We start from the raw sequence: 19,740 nt of genomic DNA, 5'->3' as shown, positions 1-19,740 counted from the left end.
GCTAGTCAGCGCCCGCGCCGCCGGAGCCCGCCAGACCCGCCGCCTGGGTGTTGACCGCCTCGCCGCGCGCCAGCGCCGCCGTCGCGATCACCATCACCGTGAACGCGATCGACAGGGTCACCCAGCCCGCCTCGCCGGGGCGCAGCGCCTCCCCGAGGATCACGACGCCGAGCACCGATCCGACGACGGGTTCGGTGACGGTCATCGTCGGCAGCGACGCCGTGAGGGCCCCGGCGCGGAACGCCGACTGCTGCCACGCCGTGCCCAGCACGGCGACCACCACCGCCGCGTACGTCTCGGGGGTCTTGAGCAGCTCCAGGAGTCCGTCGTCGAGACGGTCCATCACGCCCTTCAGCAGGACGGCGAACGCGCCCCACAGCGCCCCCGACACCAGTGCGAGCAGCACCGCGCCCGTCGACCCGTGCAGGAACCGAGCGGCGACGACGCAGACCACCATCGCGGGGACCATCACCGCCAGCACGATCGACCAGGTCTGGACGTCGCCGCGCGACTGGCCCTCGGTCGGGTTGCCGATCGTCACGATGACGCCGATCGCGACCGCCAGCAGCGCCGCCCACGTCCACTGGAACCGGGTCACCGACCGGCCGGTCGCCCGTGCGCTGATCGGCAGCGCGAACAGCAGCGAGGTCACCATCACCGCCTGGACCAGCAGGACCGAGCCGAGACCGAGCGCCGCGGCCTGGCAGCCGAACCCCGCGGCGGACACGCCGCTGCCCAGCCACCACTGCCGGTCGCGAAGCAGCCGGAGGAACAGCGTCAGGTGCCCGACGGGCTCGTCGGTGACGTCGTGGGCGGACCGCTGGTGGATCACGTCGCCGATCGCGATGAAGAACGCGGCCGCGAGCGCCAGGAGCGCGGCGATGTCGGCCCTGTCCACAACCAGGTTCATGCCAATCGCGTCCAACGCCGTCGTCCTCCTGGCCTTCGACCTGCTGCGAACCACGGGTCACCGGCCCGCGAGAAGTCGAGCCTAGGCAACGGCTCGTGCGAAGGCGTGCGCACGGCATCCCACGACCTGTTTGAATAGCGGGCGAGACATCGGCGCCGCGTCGCGCGGCAGGAGCGTGGGTCCCCACGCAGAGTGCACGGAGATGACGACATGACGATCAGCGAGTCAGGCGGACCCCCCAAGCCCGCGCCCCGACCCGGACCACCCCGGCCCGGTCCGAGGCCCGGCCCGACTGCCGCGGCAGCACCAGCGGCGCCGACGGTCCCCCCGACCGCGGACCCGCACCGTTTCGGCCGGGTGGACCCCGACGGCACGGTGTGGCTGATCACCGCATCCGGTGAGCGGCAGATCGGGTCGTGGCAGGCAGGCGACACCGAAGCGGCCTACGCGCACTTCGGGCGCCGGTACGACGACCTGCACACCGAGGTCGCGCTGATGGAGCACCGCCTGTCGTCGGGCACCGGCGACGCGCGCAAGATCAAGGCAGCCGCGGGCACGCTCGCCGAGGGGCTGGCCACGGCGTCGATCCTGGGCGACGTCGACGCGCTCGCCGCGCGCCTGGCGGCCATCGTCGAGACGGCCGACTCGCATGCGACCGAGGAACGGCAGCGCCGCGACGAGCACCGTGCCGCGCAGACCGCGCGCAAGGAGGCCCTCGCCGTCGAGGCCGAAGAGATCGCCGCCTCGTCCACCCAGTGGAAGGCCTCCGGCGATCGCCTGCGGGAGATCCTCGACGAGTGGCGGACGATCACCGGTCTCGACCGCAAGACCGACGACGCGCTCTGGAAGCGGTACTCGTCGGCTCGCGAGACGTTCAACCGGCGCCGCGGCTCGCACTTCGCCGAACTCGACCGCGAACGGGCGGGCGTCCGACAGGCCAAGGAGGCGCTGTGCGAGCGCGCCGAGGCCCTCGCCGACTCGACCGACTGGGGCCCGACCGGCGCGACGTTCCGCGACCTGCTGGTCCAGTGGAAGGCGGCCGGCCGGACGGCCAAGGACGTCGACGACGCGCTGTGGAAGCGGTTCAAGGGCGCGCAGGACAAGTTCTTCAAGGCCCGCAACGCGGTCAACGCCGAACGCGACGCCGAGTTCGCGGGCAACGGCACCGCCAAGGAGGCACTGCTCGCCCAGGCCGAGGCGATCGACGTGACCGACGTCGATGCCGCGCGCGCCGCACTGCGGGCGATCGGCGACAAGTGGGACGCGATCGGCAAGGCACCGCGTGAGCGCGACGCCGACCTCGAACGCCGTCTGCGCAACATCGAGAAGAAGGTGCGCGACGCCGCGTCGACCGGGTGGACCGATCCCGAGGCGAAGGCCAGGGCCGACCAGTTCCGCGAGCGCGCCGACCAGTTCGAACGTCAGGCCGAGAAGGCCGAGGCGGCCGGCCGGGCGAAGGACGCGGAGCAGGCCCGGGCCAGCGCGGCGCAGTGGCGCCAGTGGGCGGAGACCGCGGTCGAGGCGCTCGGCAAGAAGCGCTAGCCGGTCGGGGGGCGGCCGGCGTCGCCCTCGTCGAGCAGGGTCGGGCGCTGCTGCTGGGCCACCATGCGGCGGCGCTCCTCCTCGGCCGCCAGCTGGACGGCGGTGCGCGACCATACGACGCGGATCCAGTGGAACGTCAGCAGGATGACGGCGATCCACGCGATGACCAGGCCGTAGGCCGGCCCCGGGTGGCCGTCGGAGACGGTCTGGCGGGACCACACGGCCAGCATCCCGATCGGGCATGCGATGGCGGACCCGGCGGCGGCGATCCAGGCCAGCGCCCAGCGCCGCGTCAGTAGGGCCAGCATGGAGAAACCGACGCCGAACACCAGGACCAGCCAGGTGAACACCCGCGACGGCAGCGCGATCGCCTCGCGGACGGCGGCGTCGCTGCCGATCAGCGCGTCGAAGCCGCGTGCGCCACCGGTGTGCGGCAGCAGGAACGACAGCAGGAGCACGAACACGAGGATCGCGACGACCAGGGCCCGGGAGCCGGGGTCGATCTCGCGTGACACTCGGCGCTCGGCGTCCTCGAGGTCGCCCTTGAAGTCGTCGAAGTCGCCGTTGGAGGACCCGGCGCCGCCGGGACCACGTTGGTCGGTCACAGGCTGCATCCCGTCACGATGGGTTGGACGGCCGGCACTCCGATGCTTGGAATGCCGAGGCCGACGTTGGTGGTCACGCGCCGACCGGCTTCGTGAGCGTCTCCCGCCCTGGTCCGCCGGTGGGCGATCGGGGTGGCGTCTGCGGTGAGGTGGTGCGGGGCGGCCGCGGTCACGGTGGTGACGACCACGTCGCCGGGGCGGACGTCGCGGCCGTGCGGTGCGAAGTGCACCAGTCGACCGTCACGGGCCCGTCCGGACATCCGGGCGGTCGCGACGTCCTTTCGTCCCTCGCCCGCGGCGACGAGGAGTTCGACGTCCCGGCCGACGAGTGCGCGGTTCTCCTCGAGCGAGATCCGCTCCTGCAGATCGACCAGTCGCTGATAGCGTTCCTGCACAACGGCTTTCGGCAGCTGATCGGGTAGGTCCGCGGCCGGTGTGCCCGGGCGCTTGGAGTACTGGAAGGTGAAGGCACTCGCGAAGCGGGCCTCCTCGACGACCTCGAGGGTGGCGGCGAAGTCCTCCTCCGTCTCACCGGGGAAGCCGACGATGACGTCGGTGGTGATCGCGGCGCGAGGGATGGCCGCGCGCACGCGGTCGATGATGCCGAGGTAGCGCTCGGCGCGGTAGGACCGGCGCATCGCCCTCAGCACGCGGTCGGATCCGGACTGCAGCGGCATGTGCAGCGTGGGGCACACGTTCGGCGTGACGGCCATGGCCTCGATCACGTCGTCGGTGAACTCCGCGGGATGAGGCGAGGTGAACCGTACCCGCTCGAGCCCGTCGACGTCGCCGCAGGCGCGGAGCAGCTTCGCGAAGGCGCCACGGTCGCGGTCGAGGGCCGGGTCGGCGAAGGACACCCCGTAGGCGTTCACGTTCTGGCCCAGCAGGGTGACCTCGAGCACGCCCTGCTCGGCCAGTGCCCGCACCTCGGCGAGCACGTCCGACGGGCTGCGATCCACCTCCTTGCCGCGCAACGCGGGCACGATGCAGAACGTGCAGGTGTTGTTGCACCCCACCGAGACCGACACCCATGCGGCGTAGGCCGATTCGCGGGTGGCGGGCAGCGCGGACGGGAACTCCCGGAGCGCGTCGGCGATCTCGACCTGGGCCTCCCGATTGTGCCGCGCCCGCTCCAGCAGCACCGGCAGTGACCCGATGTTGTGCGTGCCGAACACCACATCCACCCACGGGGCCTTGCGGAGCACCGCGTCGCGGTCCTTCTGCGCGAGGCAGCCGCCGACGGCGATCTGCATGCGCGGGTCGGACTGCTTGCGCGGAGCGAGGTGGCTCAGGTTCCCGTACAGCTTGTTGTCGGCGTTCTCCCGTACCGCGCAGGTGTTGAAGACCACGACGTCGGCGTCCGTCCCGTCCGCGGCGCGCCGGTACCCGGCCTCCTCGAGCAGACCGGCGAGACGCTCGGAGTCGTGCACGTTCATCTGGCAGCCGTAGGTGCGGACCTGGTAGGTCCGGGCGTCCTCGACCCCGTTCGCAGCGACGGCGCCGGTCGCCGGCGAGGGGTCGCGCGTCATGGAGGAGGTCACTCCCCAATGGTATCGGCGGCGCCGACGACACCAAATTCCTCGGATTGCCTAGACCTCGGCGGTCTGGGCGTTACCTGGGTAAGGTCTGTCCGCATGGAATCGATCGGTCGCCGACCGCACCGGGGCGGTTCATGAGCGAACCGGCGTCGATCAGTCAGCCGATGATCTCGATGCAGCACGTCGACAAGCACTTCGGCGAACTGCACGTGTTGAAGGACATCAATCTCGAGGTCCCCCGAGGCCAGGTCGTCGTCGTCCTCGGCCCGTCCGGATCGGGCAAGTCGACGTTGTGCCGCACCATCAATCGCCTCGAGCCGATCGACTCCGGCAGCATCGCCGTCGACGGCGTCCCACTGCCCGCCGAGGGACGCAAGCTCGCCGAGCTGCGGTCCGAGGTCGGCATGGTGTTCCAGTCGTTCAACCTGTTCGCCCACAAGACCATCGTCGACAACGTCGCGCTCGCGCCGATGAAGGTCCGCAAGTTGGGCCGGGCCGAGGCGCGCACGCACGCGATGACGCTGCTCGAACGCGTCGGGGTGGCCAACCAGGCCGAGAAGTACCCCGCGCAGTTGTCCGGGGGGCAGCAGCAGCGCGTCGCGATCGCGCGGTCGCTCGCCATGAACCCCAAGGTGATGCTGTTCGACGAACCGACCAGCGCGCTCGACCCCGAGATGATCAACGAGGTTCTCGCGGTGATGTCGTCGCTGGCCTCGGACGGCATGACGATGGTCGTCGTCACCCACGAGATGGGGTTCGCCCGCCGAGCCTCGCACCGCGTCGTCTTCATGGCCGACGGGGCCATCGTCGAGGACGCCGCACCCGAAGAGTTCTTCAACAATCCGAGATCCGATCGTGCCAAGGACTTCCTCGGCAAGATCCTCAACCACTGAGCACTGTCGAAAGGAATCATCTCCGTGTCTTCCCACAGGCCGTTCTCCCTGCGATTCAAGGTTGCCGCCACCATGGCGGTCGCCGTCGCACTCCCCCTGTCGCTCACCGCGTGTGGCGGTGGCGGTGGCGGTTCCGACGAGGGCAAGATCGTGATCGGCACCAAGTTCGACCAGCCGGGGCTCGGCATGAAGAACCCCGACGGCACCTACAGCGGGTTCGACGTCGACGTCGCCACCTACGTGGCGAAGGAACTGGGCTACGAGCCCGACAAGATCGAGTTCAAGGAGTCGCCGTCGAGCCAGCGCGAAACGTTGATCCAGAACGGTCAGGTCGACTACGTCGTCGCCACCTACTCGATCACCGACGCGCGCAAGGAGAAGGTGTCGTTCGCCGGCCCGTACCTGGTCACCGGTCAGAGTCTGCTCGTCAAGGCCGACAACACCGACATCACCGGCAAGGACTCGCTCGCCAACAACAAGAAGCTGTGCTCGGTCTCGGGATCCACGCCCGCGCAGAAGATCAAGGACGAGTTCCCCAGCGTGCAGCTGCAGCAGTACGACACCTACTCGGCCTGCATCGAGGCGCTGAAGAACGGCGCGATCGACGCGGTGACGACCGACGAGGTCATCCTCGCGGGCTACGCCGCGCAGAGTCCGGGCGCCTTCAAGATCGTCGGTGAGCCGTTCTCCGAGGAGAACTACGGCATCGGCCTGAAGAAGGACGACACCGAGCTGCAGACCAAGATCAACGACGCGCTGACCAAGATGGAGGCCGACGGCGCCTGGAAGGCCGCGTTCGAGAAGAACCTCGGTCCGGCCGGGATCCCGACGCCCGCACCGCCGGCGATCGCCAAGAACTGAACCGGCGCCCAGCGAGCTGACGCCGGACCAGCGGAGCCCACGTGGAGGTCTTCTCCGAGTACCGCGACCAGATCTTCGAGGCGTTCTGGACGACGGTTCAGTTGACGGTGTTCTCGGCCGTCGGTGCGTTGATCATCGGCACGGTGCTGGCCGCCATGCGGATGTCACCGGTGCCGGTGCTGAACTGGCTGGGGACCTCCTACGTCAACGTCGTCCGCAACACGCCTTTGACGCTGATCATCCTGTTCTGCTCGTTCGGCCTGTCCCAGACGCTGGGGATCTCGCTGGTCGACATGGAATCCACGACGTCGATCGAGGACAGCAACTTCCGGCTCGCGGTGCTCGGATTGACGGTCTACACCGCGTCGTTCGTGTGTGAGACCATCCGCTCCGGGGTGAACACCGTGCCGCTGGGTCAGGCCGAGGCCGCCCGCTCACTGGGGCTGTCGTTCAGTCAGAACCTTCGGATCATCCTGCTACCGCAGGCTTTCCGCGCGGTTCTCATCCCACTGGGGTCGGTGTTGATCGCTTTGACGAAGAACACGACGATCGCGTCGGCGATCGGCGTGGCCGAGGCTGCGCTGCTCATGAAGGAGATGATCGAGAACACCGCGGCGCTGCTGGTGATCGGCACGATCTTCGCGCTCGGGTTCATGGTGCTGACGCTGCCACTGGGCCTGCTGTTCGGGTACCTGGGCAAGAGATTGGCCGTGGCGCGGTGATGAGCGCCTGCGCGAAGAACAGAGGTGAACGGTGACGAGTGTCCTGTTCGACGCCCCCGGCCCGCGCGCCAGGATGCGGAACATCGTCATCACCGTGCTCACCGTCCTGGTGCTGATCCTCGTCGCCGTGGTGGTCGGCTGGCGGCTCTACAGCAGGGGTCAACTCGACGCGGCGAAGTGGGAACCGTTCCTCACCTCGAACCTCTGGACGACCTACGTCCTCCCGGGTGTCGAGGGCACCTTGACGGCGGCGGCCGTCTCGATCGTGCTGGCGCTGATCCTGGGCTTCGTGCTGGGCGTCGGTCGGCTGTCGACCCACACCCCGATCCGCTGGCTGTGCTCGGTGATCGTGGAGGTCTTCCGCGCGATCCCCGTGCTGATCATGATGATCTTCGCCTACTTCCTCTTCGCCCTCTACGACGTGTTCCCGTCGAAGTACCTGGCGCTGGCGGGCGTGATCACCGGCCTGACGCTGTACAACGGCGCCGTCATTGCCGAGATCGTGCGGGCGGGCGTCAACGCGCTGCCCCGGGGCCAGTCGGAGGCGGCCGAGGCGCTGGGTCTGCGGTGGGGTCAGACGATGCGGTCGATCATGTTGCCGCAGGCCATCACGTCCATGCTTCCGGTGCTGGTGTCCCAGATGGTGGTGGTGTTGAAGGACACGGCGATCGGCTACCAGATCACGTTCGTCGAGATGGTCCGCCAGGGCACCGTCGTGGGGTCGTCGTACGGGAACTACGTGCCGGCACTCATCGTGATCGCCCTGTTGATGATCGGCGTCAACTTCGCCCTGTCCGCGTTCGCGACCCGGCTGGAGCGTCGTCTGCGGCGGTCGCGGCGTGGACCCGCGCCGCTCGAGATCCAGGGTGTCGAGCAGGAGGGCGCGCCCGGCGCGAAGGCGCTCTAGTGCCGACATGACCTCGACGACACTCGCCTTCGACCTACTCCCCGAGTCGATGCTGCGCGGCACCGTCGACGTGATGGTGCGCCTCGTCGAGGCGTGCGGTGCGATCGTCATCGTGACCGGCGCGCTGGTCGCCATCGTGCGGTTCGTGATGGTGCTGGCGCGCCGCGACGTCGTCGGGTTCTCCTCCGTGCGGCTGACGCTGGGCCGGTTCCTGGCTCTGGGGCTGGAGTTCCAGCTCGCCGCCGACGTGCTGCGGACGGCGATCTCGCCGTCGTTCGACGAGATCGGCAAGCTCGCCGCCATCGCAGCGATCCGCACCGCGCTGAACTACTTCCTGGCCAAGGAGATCGCCCAGGAGCAGTCCGCGATCGATCGGGAGAAGGCGGCGCCGCCACCCGTGGACACCGCGTCGCCGTGATCGCCGTCTCCTGGCTGGTGGCCGCGGCGGCGATCCTGCTGGCGGGTGTCACGCTGGCGGTGTTCGGCCGACCCATCCTCGCGCTGCACGTGCTGCTCGACCTGTTCCTCGCCGCCGGCCTGCTGCGGCTCAGCGCCGACGCCTCCTGGGCGACCATCGCCGTGACGGCAGGCGTCGTCGTGCTCCGTCAGGTGGTGACCCGGGGACTGGTGGCGGCGGACTCGGCGCGAGCCCCATCAGCCCAGGCCCGCGTGGCGCGCTAATGCGGTCATTCGCTCCGCCGCAGCCGAATCCGGGTCGGCGGTGTAGACCGTCAACGCGACGTCACTAGAGTCATTGTCGCCGTCGGAGTGGACGTCGGGGAAACGAACAGAGACTCTCGTTGATCGGTGTCAAGCCGCGGCAGGGTCACAACCCGGGAGTCGACGATTGGTCCAAGACGAACTTCATGTGCGGCAGCACTCGCCCGGGAAGCACGCCGCTGGGTGAGGTGCCGATTCGCTCTGCACCAAAGCGCGTGTAGAAGAGTTCAGCGCCTGGGTCCGCGTCCAGTACTAGCTCCACGAAGCCGAACTCTCGTGCAGCGCGCAAGGTGTGGGTCAAGAGCATCCGGCCACACCCGGTGCCGATCGCTGGCAGATCGACGAAGAGACCCGCGAGTTCCCCGATGGGAGGCGCACCCTCGATGACGCTGACGCCGACGATCGCGGGACCGTCCAGGGCCACCCACGCCATACCCGACGCGCACGCCTCGGCATCGAAAGTGAGTTCCTCGCGGCAGGCATCGAGGAACTCTTCGCTGTAGCCCCAGTAACTCTTCGAGCGCAATGCGAGTTCCGAGATTTCTCGGTGTTCGTCGGCGCGCGCTGCCCGAATAGTCACGTCAGGCATGCTCCGAAATCTAGTAGTTGGCAGGACTATTGGATCAAATTACGGTGTGCAGGAACAGCTGCACTCCGCGCTGAAGCACCCCACTACGGTGGCCCGTGAAAGAAATCGCGCGCACAGCGCAATCTCGCCCAGTAACATTCCGGGCTTGTCCTCGAACGGTGGGCTCCATGGCGTTCAAAGTCGTTGCTCCCCACGAGGGTTTCACGACTGAGAGTAGGTGTCTTAATGGCATGCCGTATCAGCGAACTCGTGCTTGGGTGCCGCAACCCCGAGGTGCTCGCGAAGTTCTGGTGCGAGGTCTTGGACTTCGTTGTGCTTGGTCGCGAGGATGACGGCACCGTGGAAATCGGGCCGCGCGAAGGGTTCGGTGGCCCACAGCCAACGATCATCCTTAGCCGCCGGGACGAACCGGAAAAGGGCAAGTCCCGGCTACACATCGACGTCAACGCCACGGACTGTAGCCAGGAAGCCGAACTTGAACGCCTTCTGGCCCTTGGGGCGCGCCCGGCCGACATCGGCCAGACGGGTAAGGAGAGCTGGTTCGTATTGGCTGATCCCGAGGGGAACGAGTTCTGCCTGCTCCGGACACGCCTGGACCCACTCTGAGAAAGCAGCGTCGATCCCAGTCAGCGCGATGGTCCTCACACCGACTGCGCCGCCGACTGACCCGGGCGACTACACCCGGCGCCGCTCGCGCTCGCCGGCCAGGGCGACCTTGACGACGTCGAGCGCCATCGACTGCCCGTAGCCGCGCCGCGCGAGCATCCCGACCAGCCGCCGCATCACCTTGGCCTCGGCCGCGTCGTCGTCGAACTTCTCGCGCCGGAGCCGGTCGGCGACCAACTGCTCGGCACGCGTGCGTTCGGTGTCGGCGTCGATCCCCGACAGGGCGTCCTCGATGATCTCCTTGTCGACGCCCTTGGTGCGCAATTCGGCAGCCAGGGCGCGTCTTCCCTTGCCCGCGTTGACCTGTCGGGAACGCACCCACTGCTCGGCGAAGTCCTCGTCGTCGATCAGCCCGACGTCGGTGAGCCGGTCGAGCGAACGGGCGATCTCCTCCTCGGCGAAGCCGCGGGTGGCGAGCTTGGTCGCCAGTTCGGCCCGGGTGCGCGCCCGCACGGTGAGCAGGCGCAGGCAGATCGCCCGCGCCTGCTCGTCGCGCGACGGAGAGTCCGCCGGATCAGAAGTCGACGGGAGCGGGAAGGACGTCATCGGAAGCGTCGTTGGTCAACACGGCACCGATGCCGAGCTTCTCCTTGATCTTCTTCTCGATCTCCGCGGCGGTCTCGGGGTTCTCCATCAAGAAGTTGCGGGCGTTCTCCTTGCCCTGCCCCAGCTGCTCGCCCTCGTAGGTGAACCAGGAGCCGGACTTGCGGACGAAGCCATGCTCGACACCCATGTCGATGAGCGAGCCCTCCTTCGAGATGCCCTTGCCGTACAGGATGTCGAATTCGGCCTGCTTGAACGGCGGCGCCATCTTGTTCTTGACGATCTTGCAGCGCGTCCGGTTGCCGACCGCATCGGTGCCGTCCTTGAGGGTCTCGATGCGACGCACGTCGAGGCGCACCGAGGCGTAGAACTTCAACGCCTTGCCGCCCGTGGTGGTCTCGGGCGAACCGAACATCACGCCGATCTTCTCGCGCAGCTGGTTGATGAAGATCGCCGTCGTGTTCGAGTTGCTCAGGGCGCCGGTGATCTTGCGCAGCGCCTGGCTCATCAGGCGGGCCTGCAGACCGACGTGGCTGTCGCCCATCTCGCCCTCGATCTCGGCGCGGGGCACGAGTGCGGCCACCGAGTCGATGACCAGGATGTCGAGCGCGCCGGACCGGATCAGCATGTCGGCGATCTCCAGCGCCTGCTCACCGGTGTCCGGCTGGCTGACCAGCAGGGAGTCGGTGTCGACGCCCAGCTTCTTGGCGTAGTCGGGGTCGAGCGCGTGCTCGGCGTCGATGAACGCCGCGATGCCGCCCGCGGCCTGGGCGTTGGCCACGGCGTGCAGGGCGACGGTGGTCTTGCCCGACGACTCCGGGCCGTAGATCTCGACGACGCGGCCGCGGGGCAGACCGCCGATGCCGAGGGCGACGTCGAGGGCGATCGATCCGGTCGGGATGACCGAGATCGGTTGGCGCACCTCCTCGCCGAGGCGCATCACCGAGCCCTTGCCGTGACTCTTCTCGATCTGTGCGAGGGCCAGCTCTAGGGCCTTCTCGCGATCCGGTGCTTGCGGCATGGTGTGTCTCCGTCCTGGTGGGTTCTCGATCGGTTTCCGATCGGTTGGCCGCGACGTTAGAGGAGGCCACCGACAAGTCCCGCGTTCGAACGATCACCACAGTAGACGAACACGTGTTCGATACAAGTGGACACGCCGTCGGACCCGCCGACGTCAGTTCGCGACGGCCGTCACCACTGGTCGCGCGGCACGTCGAAGTCCGCGCACAGCGCGCGCCAGACGTCGCGCGGGTCGACGCCGGCCTCGATGGCCTGGGCGGGCGTGCGCCCGTCCAACGCGCTCAGCACGTGGTCGACGAGCAGCGAGGCGCCTCGCATCTCACCGAACCGTTCGTAGACCAGCTCGTGGAATTCCGTCAATCGCACGCGACCAACCTACCGAGCGGATCCGAGGGCGTCGTGGCACACCCGTACCGGATCGTCGACCGCGTGGGCGTCGGCTCCGGCGCGCCGCGCGGCGTCCCGGTAGCGCGGATCGGCCAGCACGTCGCGCACCGCGGCCACCAGGGCCTCCTCGCGCAGCGGCCGGATCAACTCCGCACTACCCTGGCGCACAACGCGATTGGCGATTTCCCACTGGTCTCCCCCACCGGGCACGACGACCATCGGGACGCCCGCCAGCAGCGTCTTGGCCACCATGCCGTGTCCGCCGCCGCAGACCACCAGATCCGCGTGACGCAGCAGTTCGTCCTGCCTGCCCAGCCCCACCGCGGCCCACGGTGGCACCTCAACGTCGGCGCCTCCCAGCCGGGACACCACCACCCGCGCTCCCACGGGCAGCGTCCGGCCCGGGACCAGCGTCCGCAGCGCCAACTCCGCGAGTCCCTCGGTCCCGGTCGTCGCGGTGGACGGTGCGACCAGCACCACCGGTCCATCGCCGGCGGGGACGTCGAGGACCGCGTCGGTCGGCTCGAAGTGCAGGGGTCCGACCACGACAGCCTCGGCGGGCCAGTCCGGCCGGTCCACCTCCAGGGCGGGCAGCGTGGCGATCAGCCGTCGCGCCGGACCCGGATCGCGGGTGGGCAGCCCGATGCCGACGCGCGCGGTGCTGCGCTGTTCCTGGCCCTGACGGACCGATCTCGCCGACAGCCGGCGCATGACGGCGTCGCGGAGGCGGCCCCGTACGCCGGTCCCGGGCGCCAGACCGCTGCCGATCGGCGGCAGTCCCCGCGACGGTCGGTACAGCGGATGGGGGCTCAGCTCCACCCAGGGCAGGCCGATCAACTCCGCCGCCATCCCGCCGCAGGCCGTGATGACGTCGGAGACGATCAGGTCGGGTGCGAGGTCGCGCAGCAGCGGCTCGTTGAGCGCCGCCATCGTGGCGGCGCGGCGGTGGATCTTGGCTCCCGCATCGGTGTCGTCGTCGGAGTCGGTCGCGTCCAGCCCGGCGAGTTCGACGGCGTCGACGCCCGCCGAGCGTGCCGTCTCCAGCCACTTCCTGCCGGTCAGCAACGTGGGGTGGTCGCCCGCGGCGAGGAATCGCAGGCACAGCGCGATGGCCGGGAACGCATGTCCCGGATCGGGACCGGCCACGACCGCGACGTGCATCGGCCTACCCTGTCACAGCCCTGGTGACTACTGTTCTTCCCATGACCGAGCAGACATCGGCTTCAGCCAACGGGACCGGCGCGACCAACGCCACCAACGCACGCATCGTGGAGAGGTTCCTCTTCGCCCTGTCCGACCAGGACTTCGAGACGGCCGACGCCCTGCTGGCCGACGACGTCGCCTACCAGAACGTCGGCCTCCCGACGATCCACGGCCGCGCCCGCGTCGTGAAGCTGCTGAGCGGCATGGAGGGCAGGATGGCGTTCGAGGTGAAGTTCCACCGCAACGTCGCCGAGGGTTCCACCGTCCTCAACGAGCGGACCGACGCACTGGTGCTGGGTCCGCTGCGCATGCAGTTCTGGGTGTGCGGCGTCTTCGAGATCCGCGACGGCGAGATCACGCTGTGGCGGGACTACTTCGACTTCTTCGACTTCACGAAGTCGTTCCTGCGGGGCCTCGCCGGGATCGCCGTCCCGGCACTGCGTCCGCGCATGTGACTCAGGCGCCGCGCAGGTGGCCGAGTTCGTCGAAGGCGTGCGCCCACCCGGCGAGCCGATCGGTCGCCGACACGAGTTCACGACGGTAGCGGTCGGCCGACATCGCCGACGTCGACATCGACCCGCTGTTGGCGGCCGACACCAATCGCGCTGCGGCCGTGACCATCTCCTCGTACTGAGCGGCGCCGGCGTGCAGCTGGCCGGTGAAGGCGCGAATCGTGGGGGTCAGGTGGGCCCGCGCCTGCGGGGACGCCGCGATGGCACGCTCCATGGACACGACCTCCCTGGCGGTCGCGGCCATCGCCGCGGACGTCTGGTTGGCCGCCTCGGTGATCTCGCGCACCTCGTCGGCCGGCACCATGCGGCCCCGCTCCATCACGCCCAGCAGCGAGAACAACCCGCGCTCGGCGGATGCGAGCGTGGCCATCGGCTGCCGAGCCGCCGACCCCCACTGCGGGAGGCGGCGGGACGGGCGCTCGGCGGGTAGCGGCGCCCGCTTCAGCCAGCGGTAGCGGGCGAACGCCAGCGTCGCCAGGAAGGCGGCGCCGACCGCGATGGGACTCGGGATCAGCAGCGCCCACGCCGGCGTGCTCCACGAGGCCAGCACGAGCGTCACCGCCACCCAGAAGGCCGTCGCGAACGCGAAGAACACGCCCGCCCGCAACGCCCAGCGCCTCTTGCGGAGCATCTTGGCGCGCGGGTCCGCCGCAGCGCCGAGGCGCTGTGCCGCCACGTCCGACCACTCCGCGGCGGTGTCCACGCCGCGCTGCAGAAGCGTGGTCCAGGTACGGCTTCGAGCGTTCGGCATGGCGTCGGATCCTTCGCGAGACTTATTGCGACAGTGGGTTTTCCGGCGTCGAGGCGGGCGGGTTGACCGCCGGCGTCGCCGGGTTGGTGGCGGAGGTGCCGGTGCCGAGCGAGTCGCCGCGCATCGACGCCCGGATCTGCTCGAGCCGGGAATGGCCCGCCATCTGGACGCTGGCCTGCTGGACTTCCTGCATCCGGCCCTGCACCGAGTTCTGCGCCAGTTCGGCGGCGCCCATCGCGTTGGCGTAGCGACGTTCGATCTTCTGCCGCACCTCGTCGAGGCTGGGGGTGGTGCCCGGAGCGGACAGCTCGCCCATGGACTGCAGCGAGGCGCTGACCTGCTCCTGCATCTTGGCCTGCTCGAGCTGGCTGAGCAGCTTGCTGCGCTCGGCGATCTTCTGCTGCAGCATCATCGCGTTCTGCTCGACGGCCTTCTTGGCCTGGCCGGCAGCCTGCAGGGCCTGGTCGTGCAGCCCCTTGAGGTCCTCGACGCTCTGCTCGGCGGTGACGAGCTGAGCGGCGAACGCCTCGGCGGCGTTGGTGTACTCGGTCGCCTTGGCCGCGTCGCCCGTCGAGGCGGCCTGATCGGCCAGCGTGAGGGCCTGCCGGACGTTGACCTGAAGCTTCTCGATGTCGGCGAGCTGACGGTTCAGCCGCATCTCCAGCTGGCGCTGGTTGCCGATGACCTGTGCGGCCTGCTGCGTCAGGGCCTGGTGCTGACGCTGTGCGTCCTCGATGGCCTGCTGGATCTGCACCTTCGGGTCCGCGTACTCGTCGACCTTGGAGCTGAACAGCGCCATGAGGTACTTCCAGCCCTTGACGAAAGGATTGGCCATGAGTGCATTCCCGCCTTATGAGTCGATGTCTGTCGTTCGTGCCTGCGCGGTCAGGGGTCGCCTGGGCGCCTGCGTCACCTGCCAACCTATCGGTTTCGCACAGGCGACCACACCCCTGCCGCTGAATTCCGGGGGTGTCGCGCGCGTACCGGTCCGGCGCTAGGCGACGGCCATGGTGACGGCGTGCGGGATGACGACCTTGGTGGAGACGTCGACGATGGCGGCGCCGGCGGCAGCTGCGACCGGCCGTTCCTCGCGCTCGAGGACCCGGCCCGCATCGGTCAGGACGCGCGACAGCGGCACTTCGAGGGCGGTGCAGATGGCGCCGAGCAGTTCACTCGAGGCCTCCTTGCGGCCGCGCTCCACCTCGGACAGGTATCCGAGGCTGACGCGGGCATCATCGGACACCTCACGCAGGGTGCGCCCCTGAGCGGTCCTGGCTTGACGCAGCACGTCGCCGATCACTTCACGCAGCAATGCCGTCATCGGGGCTCCTTCGGCTTGAATCGCTCGGCGGTCATCACCTAGTCAAACGCGCGTGCGCGCCGATTTGGTTCCCGGCGGGGCCGAACGGATCCGACGTCACACCGCGCGGGCGCCCCTGACCGCGGACAGCAGGTAGTCCAGGCCGGTGAGCACAGTCAGCACGACCGCCGCGATCATGAGGACCCACGCTGCGGCGAGCCAGGCGCCGGACAGCGGCAGCACGAAGAGACCGATCGCGACGGCCTGGACGAGCGTCTTGAGCTTGCCGCCTCGGCTCGCGGGGATGACGCCGCGGCGGATGACGGCCAGCCGCAGCACCGTGACGGCGACCTCGCGCGCCAGGATGACCACGGTGACCCACCACGGCAGGTCGCCGAGCATCGACAGACCGATCAGAGCGGCGCCGATCAGCGCCTTGTCGGCGATCGGGTCGGCCAGCTTGCCGAATTCCGTGACCATGCCGTAGCTGCGGGCGATCTCGCCGTCGAGCCGGTCGGTGATGACGGCGGCGGTGAAGACGATGAAAGCGACCACTCGCCAGAACGTTTCGTGTCCGTCGCCGACGAACAGTGCGACGAGGAACACCGGCACCAGGACGATGCGCAGACCGGTGAGCATGTTCGCCACGTTGACGACGCTGACGTGCGGAACCACTGGTTTGCTCTCAGACTGGCCCGGCACCGCAACAGAATATCCGTTGCCGCGCCCGATACCCTCCACGTGTGAGCGAGGTACCCGAAAGCGACGCGTTGGTGGTCCGCCGTGCCCGCACGTCCGACGTACCCAGAATCAAGGAACTCGTCGACATCTACGCGGGCCGGATCCTGCTCGAGAAGAATCTCGTCACCCTCTACGAGGCCGTGCAGGAGTTCTGGGTGGCCGAGGTCGACGGCGAGGTCATGGGGTGCGGCGCCCTGCACGTGCTGTGGTCGGACCTTGGCGAGGTGCGCACCGTCGCGGCACATCCGCAGGTGCGCGGCAAGGGCGTCGGGCACGCCGTCGTGGACCGCCTCCTCGACGTCGCGCGCGAACTGCGGCTCGAGCGGATCTTCGTGCTGACCTTCGAGACGGACTTCTTCGGGACGCACGGCTTCGAGGAGATCGACGGCACCCCCGTGACGGCCGAGGTCTACGAGGAGATGTGTCGTTCCTACGACATCGGCGTGGCGGAGTTCCTCGACCTCTCCTACGTCAAGCCCAACACCCTGGGCAACACCCGGATGCTGCTGCACCTCTGAGGCGGGACCCCCGACAGCGCGGACGAACGTGACGCCACTGCGAGGAATTCGCGGAGACCTCGCAGTGGCGTCACGTTCGGCGCAGAAACGCCCAGCTAGAAGTCCGGCTCCTCGTCGCCGCCGACGGCGTCGGAGCCCCCGCGGATCAGTGCCAGCGTGCCGGCCAGCTCGTCGGGCTTGACCAGCACCTCGCGGGCCTTGGACCCCTCGGAGGGCCCGACGATCTGACGGGTCTCCATCAGGTCCATCAGGCGGCCCGCCTTGGCGAAGCCGACCCGCAGTTTGCGCTGCAGCATCGACGTCGAGCCGAACTGGGACGACACGACGAGTTCGACGGCCTGCAGCAGGACGTCCATGTCGTCGCCGATGTCGGGGTCGACGTCGGTGCGCTCGCCGCTCGGCTTCGCGGCGGTGACGCCCTCGATGAACTCGGGTTCGGCCTGCGACTTGGTTGCCTCGACGACGGCGTGGATCTCCTCGTCGCTGATGTAGGCGCCCTGCAGACGGGTCGGCTTGTTGGCGCCCATCGGCAGGAACAGCCCGTCGCCCATGCCGATGAGCTTCTCGGCGCCCGGCTGGTCGAGGATGACGCGGCTGTCGGTGAGCGACGAGGTGGCGAACGCCAGCCGGGACGGCACGTTGGTCTTGATCAGGCCGGTGACGACGTCGACCGACGGCCGCTGCGTGGCCAGCACGAGGTGGATGCCCGCGGCGCGCGCCTTCTGCGTGATCCGCACGATGGCCTCCTCGACGTCGCGGGGCGCCGTCATCATCAGGTCGGCCAGCTCGTCGACGATCGCGAGGATGTAGGGGTACGGCTTGTACACCCGCTCGCTGCCCAGCGGCGTGGTGATCTCGCCGGAGCGCACCTTCTCGTTGAAGACGTCGATGTGGCGCACCCGCGACGCCTGCATGTCCTGGTAGCGCTGCTCCATCTCCTCGACCAGCCAGGTCAGGGCGGCCGCGGCCTTCTTCGGCTGGGTGATGATCGGGGTGATGAGGTGCGGGATCCCCTCGTACGGCGTCAGCTCGACCATCTTGGGGTCGATGAGGATCATCCTGACCTCGTCGGGCGTCGCCCGGGTCAGCAGTGAGACCAGCATTGAGTTCACGAAGCTCGACTTGCCCGAACCGGTGGAGCCGGCGACGAGCAGGTGGGGCATCTTCGCGAGGTTGGCCGAGATCATCTCGCCCTCGATGTCCTTGCCCAGGCCGATCACCAGCGGGTGGTGGTCGCTGCGGGTGACCGGATCGGTGAGGACGTCGGCCAGGCGGACCATCTCGCGGTCGGTGTTGGGCACCTCGATGCCGACGGCGGACTTGCCGGGGATGGGCGCCAGCATGCGGACGCTCTCGGTGGCCACGGCGTAGGCGATGTTCCGCTGTAGGGCGGTGATCTTCTCGACCTTGACGCCCGGGCCGAGTTCGACCTCGTAGCGGGTGACGGTCGGTCCGCGGGTGCAGCCGGTGACGGACGCGTCGACCTTGAACTGTTCCAGGACCGAGTTGATCGAGTCCATCATGTGGTCGTTGGCGGCGCTGCGCCGCTTCGGCGGATCGCCCGCGACGAGCAGGTCGAGCGGCGGCAGCGTGTAGGGACCTTCGACGACCCGGTCGAGGACCAGCGTCTCCTGCTTCTTCGGCGCGGGGGGCGCGGGGGCCGCGGGAGCGGCGGCGGCCGGGACCTTCTTGCGACGGGCGGGCGCGGGTGCCGGCTCGGGCGTGGTCGGCGCCTCGTCGTCGAGCGGATAGTTGTCGAGCGGGGTTCCCGACGCCGGTGCGGCGCCCGGCCAGGCGGTGTCGTCGCCGCGGTAGCCGGCGGGGTCGTCGTAGTAGCCGTCGGAGAAGTCGTCGGCAGCCTCGGGGCCGTCGCCCTCGTCGGCGAATTCGTCGTCGTCGTAGTAGTCGTCGTCGCGCTCACCCGCGCCGAACAGTTCGCGCAGCGCCGAGGGAACCTCGCGGATCGTGGTGCCGGTGAGCAGCAGGACGCCGAAGAGTGCGGCCATCGTCAGCAGCGGCGCGGCGATCCAGGGCGTCAGGCCGTCGGACAGCGGTCCCCCGATGGCGAATCCGACGAACCCGGCGGCGCCCCGTCGGTCGGACGGGTCCGACGGCGAATCCGACCACAGGTGCCACAGTCCGAGGACGGGCAGCGCGATCATCGCGGTGCCGAGGATCAGGCGCGGCCGGGTGTCGGGCTGCGGCTCGGTTCGCATGAGTACGACGGCGATGCCGGCGAGTGCGATCGGGACGAGGACCACCCCGGCGCCGATCACGGTGCGGACCGCGGTGTCGATCCAGCCGCCGACCGGACGCGCAGCGTCGAACCACGAGCTGGCGGCAACGACGACGGCGAGCGCCACGAGGGCGAGCGCGATTCCGTCGCGACGGTGTCCCGGTTCGAGGTCGCGGGCGCGGCCGATGGAGCGCGCCGTGCTGCCCGCGCCCTTCGCCAGCATCAGCCAACCGGCGCGCGCGCCACGCCCCACGGCGGCGCCTGCGGATCCCACGCCGGCGGAGGCGGATGCGCGCTTGGCCGGCTTGCGACGGGGCGCCGCTGGTTTCTTCGGGCGAGCCGCAGTCCGTGCGCCCGCCCCTGACCTGGGGTTTCGCGATCCAGATCGGCTCACGGTCTTACTTGCCATGCCGGTAAGACTAGTCGCAGGGAACCCATTTGCACCATCAGCCACACAGGTCACAAAGGGCTAACCATCGGGCAACGAAACGCGTCGGGGTCCGGCGTGGCGCCCCACCTGCGCACGAGCCAAACGTGCGCAGCGTCACCGATCGGTAACACGACGGAATCCGTCGT

Annotated in this window: 23 protein-coding genes; 10 read left to right on the top strand and 13 right to left on the bottom strand. The window is 69.2% G+C overall.

From position 1 onward, the window contains the following. Position 1: 1 nt before the first annotated feature. Positions 2–898 carry a DMT family transporter gene (locus tag G6N64_RS17600; RefSeq protein WP_163801902.1) on the bottom strand — a complete coding sequence of 299 codons (897 nt, stop codon included), beginning with the start codon at positions 896–898 and terminating at the stop codon, positions 2–4. Positions 899–1,120: 222 nt separating this feature from the next. On the opposite strand from G6N64_RS17600, the gene G6N64_RS17595 reads away from it, so the two are divergent. Next, the gene (locus G6N64_RS17595; RefSeq protein ID WP_163798257.1) at positions 1,121–2,452 is read left to right on the top strand and encodes a DUF349 domain-containing protein; all 1,332 of its coding nucleotides are present in this window, start codon (positions 1,121–1,123) and stop codon (positions 2,450–2,452) included. Here the strand turns inward: G6N64_RS17595 and G6N64_RS17590 are convergent. Together G6N64_RS17590 and miaB are read right to left on the bottom strand one after the other, a co-directional pair. Further along, positions 2,449–3,057, bottom strand: coding sequence for an Rv2732c family membrane protein (locus tag G6N64_RS17590; protein WP_246230692.1), 609 nt, complete (start codon positions 3,055–3,057; stop codon positions 2,449–2,451). The two genes, G6N64_RS17595 and G6N64_RS17590, sit on opposite strands and share 4 nt — an antisense overlap. Beyond that, on the bottom strand, positions 3,054–4,586 hold the full coding sequence (gene miaB, locus G6N64_RS17585; RefSeq protein ID WP_163801901.1) for a tRNA (N6-isopentenyl adenosine(37)-C2)-methylthiotransferase MiaB: 1,533 nt from the start codon (positions 4,584–4,586) through the stop codon (positions 3,054–3,056). The genes G6N64_RS17590 and miaB overlap by 4 nt, the downstream gene beginning before the upstream one ends. Positions 4,587–4,759: 173 nt before the next feature. Between miaB and G6N64_RS17580 the strand changes: the two genes are divergently transcribed. The 6 genes from G6N64_RS17580 (at position 4,760) to G6N64_RS17555 (ending at position 8,659) form a co-directional block, all read left to right on the top strand. Next, positions 4,760–5,488, top strand: a complete 729-nt coding sequence (locus G6N64_RS17580; RefSeq protein WP_163801900.1) for an amino acid ABC transporter ATP-binding protein — start codon at positions 4,760–4,762, stop codon at positions 5,486–5,488. Positions 5,489–5,560: 72 nt separating this feature from the next. Continuing rightward, positions 5,561–6,349, top strand: a complete 789-nt coding sequence (locus G6N64_RS17575) for a glutamate ABC transporter substrate-binding protein (RefSeq protein ID WP_163801899.1) — start codon at positions 5,561–5,563, stop codon at positions 6,347–6,349. Between the two features lie 41 nt (positions 6,350–6,390). Beyond that, a complete protein-coding gene (locus G6N64_RS17570) occupies positions 6,391–7,071 on the top strand; it encodes an amino acid ABC transporter permease (RefSeq protein WP_163798253.1) in 681 nt (226 codons plus the stop codon). A gap of 73 nt (positions 7,072–7,144) precedes the next feature. Further along, positions 7,145–7,978 (top strand): amino acid ABC transporter permease, encoded by an 834-nt coding sequence (locus G6N64_RS17565; RefSeq protein WP_163801898.1) that lies wholly within the window; start codon positions 7,145–7,147, stop codon positions 7,976–7,978. 7 nt (positions 7,979–7,985) lie between these two features. Then, the gene (locus tag G6N64_RS17560; RefSeq protein WP_163798251.1) at positions 7,986–8,396 is read left to right on the top strand and encodes a DUF1622 domain-containing protein; all 411 of its coding nucleotides are present in this window, start codon (positions 7,986–7,988) and stop codon (positions 8,394–8,396) included. Continuing rightward, entirely contained in the window at positions 8,393–8,659 is a 267-nt protein-coding gene (locus tag G6N64_RS17555; RefSeq protein ID WP_163798249.1) for a hypothetical protein, read from the top strand. The genes G6N64_RS17560 and G6N64_RS17555 overlap by 4 nt, the downstream gene beginning before the upstream one ends. A 145-nt stretch (positions 8,660–8,804) precedes the next feature. On the opposite strand, the gene G6N64_RS17550 is transcribed toward G6N64_RS17555, so the two are convergent. Then, positions 8,805–9,287, bottom strand: a complete 483-nt coding sequence (locus G6N64_RS17550; RefSeq protein ID WP_174266835.1) for a GNAT family N-acetyltransferase — start codon at positions 9,285–9,287, stop codon at positions 8,805–8,807. Positions 9,288–9,512: 225 nt separating this feature from the next. Between G6N64_RS17550 and G6N64_RS17545 the strand changes: the two genes are divergently transcribed. After that, the gene (locus G6N64_RS17545) at positions 9,513–9,893 is read left to right on the top strand and encodes a VOC family protein (RefSeq protein WP_163798246.1); all 381 of its coding nucleotides are present in this window, start codon (positions 9,513–9,515) and stop codon (positions 9,891–9,893) included. 69 nt (positions 9,894–9,962) lie between these two features. On the opposite strand, the gene recX is transcribed toward G6N64_RS17545, so the two are convergent. The 4 genes from recX to G6N64_RS17525 form a co-directional block, all read right to left on the bottom strand. Beyond that, the gene (gene recX / locus G6N64_RS17540; RefSeq protein ID WP_163798244.1) at positions 9,963–10,499 is read right to left on the bottom strand and encodes a recombination regulator RecX; all 537 of its coding nucleotides are present in this window, start codon (positions 10,497–10,499) and stop codon (positions 9,963–9,965) included. After that, the gene (recA, locus tag G6N64_RS17535) at positions 10,468–11,517 is read right to left on the bottom strand and encodes a recombinase RecA (RefSeq protein WP_163798242.1); all 1,050 of its coding nucleotides are present in this window, start codon (positions 11,515–11,517) and stop codon (positions 10,468–10,470) included. The genes recX and recA overlap by 32 nt, the downstream gene beginning before the upstream one ends. Positions 11,518–11,687: 170 nt before the next feature. Further along, on the bottom strand, positions 11,688–11,882 hold the full coding sequence (locus G6N64_RS17530) for a DUF3046 domain-containing protein (RefSeq protein WP_163798240.1): 195 nt from the start codon (positions 11,880–11,882) through the stop codon (positions 11,688–11,690). Between the two features lie 9 nt (positions 11,883–11,891). Further along, the gene (locus G6N64_RS17525; RefSeq protein WP_163798238.1) at positions 11,892–13,064 is read right to left on the bottom strand and encodes a glycosyltransferase; all 1,173 of its coding nucleotides are present in this window, start codon (positions 13,062–13,064) and stop codon (positions 11,892–11,894) included. A 41-nt stretch (positions 13,065–13,105) separates the two neighbouring features. On the opposite strand from G6N64_RS17525, the gene G6N64_RS17520 reads away from it, so the two are divergent. Further along, the gene (locus G6N64_RS17520; protein WP_163798236.1) at positions 13,106–13,561 is read left to right on the top strand and encodes a limonene-1,2-epoxide hydrolase family protein; all 456 of its coding nucleotides are present in this window, start codon (positions 13,106–13,108) and stop codon (positions 13,559–13,561) included. A 1-nt stretch (position 13,562) separates the two neighbouring features. On the opposite strand, the gene pspM is transcribed toward G6N64_RS17520, so the two are convergent. From pspM to pgsA, 4 genes are all read right to left on the bottom strand, one after another. Continuing rightward, entirely contained in the window at positions 13,563–14,369 is an 807-nt protein-coding gene (pspM, locus tag G6N64_RS17515) for a phage shock envelope stress response protein PspM (RefSeq protein WP_163798234.1), read from the bottom strand. A gap of 22 nt (positions 14,370–14,391) precedes the next feature. Then, positions 14,392–15,204 carry a phage shock protein PspA gene (gene pspA / locus G6N64_RS17510; RefSeq protein WP_163798232.1) on the bottom strand — a complete coding sequence of 271 codons (813 nt, stop codon included), beginning with the start codon at positions 15,202–15,204 and terminating at the stop codon, positions 14,392–14,394. Between the two features lie 159 nt (positions 15,205–15,363). Continuing rightward, complete coding sequence (clgR, locus tag G6N64_RS17505) at positions 15,364–15,690, bottom strand: transcriptional regulator ClgR (RefSeq protein ID WP_163798231.1); 327 nt, start codon at positions 15,688–15,690, stop codon at positions 15,364–15,366. A gap of 96 nt (positions 15,691–15,786) precedes the next feature. Continuing rightward, complete coding sequence (gene pgsA / locus G6N64_RS17500) at positions 15,787–16,308, bottom strand: CDP-diacylglycerol--glycerol-3-phosphate 3-phosphatidyltransferase (RefSeq protein ID WP_276017857.1); 522 nt, start codon at positions 16,306–16,308, stop codon at positions 15,787–15,789. 104 nt (positions 16,309–16,412) lie between these two features. Between pgsA and G6N64_RS17495 the strand changes: the two genes are divergently transcribed. Continuing rightward, on the top strand, positions 16,413–16,928 hold the full coding sequence (locus G6N64_RS17495) for an amino-acid N-acetyltransferase (protein ID WP_174266834.1): 516 nt from the start codon (positions 16,413–16,415) through the stop codon (positions 16,926–16,928). 95 nt (positions 16,929–17,023) lie between these two features. On the opposite strand, the gene G6N64_RS17490 is transcribed toward G6N64_RS17495, so the two are convergent. Further along, entirely contained in the window at positions 17,024–19,573 is a 2,550-nt protein-coding gene (locus G6N64_RS17490) for a DNA translocase FtsK (protein ID WP_174266833.1), read from the bottom strand. Between the last annotated feature and the right edge of the window lie 167 nt (positions 19,574–19,740).

The sequence above is a fragment of the Mycolicibacterium sediminis genome (genome assembly GCF_010731735.1).
Taxonomy (GTDB): domain Bacteria; phylum Actinomycetota; class Actinomycetes; order Mycobacteriales; family Mycobacteriaceae; genus Mycobacterium; species Mycobacterium sediminis.
This window is presented reverse-complemented; position numbering and strand designations above follow the sequence as displayed.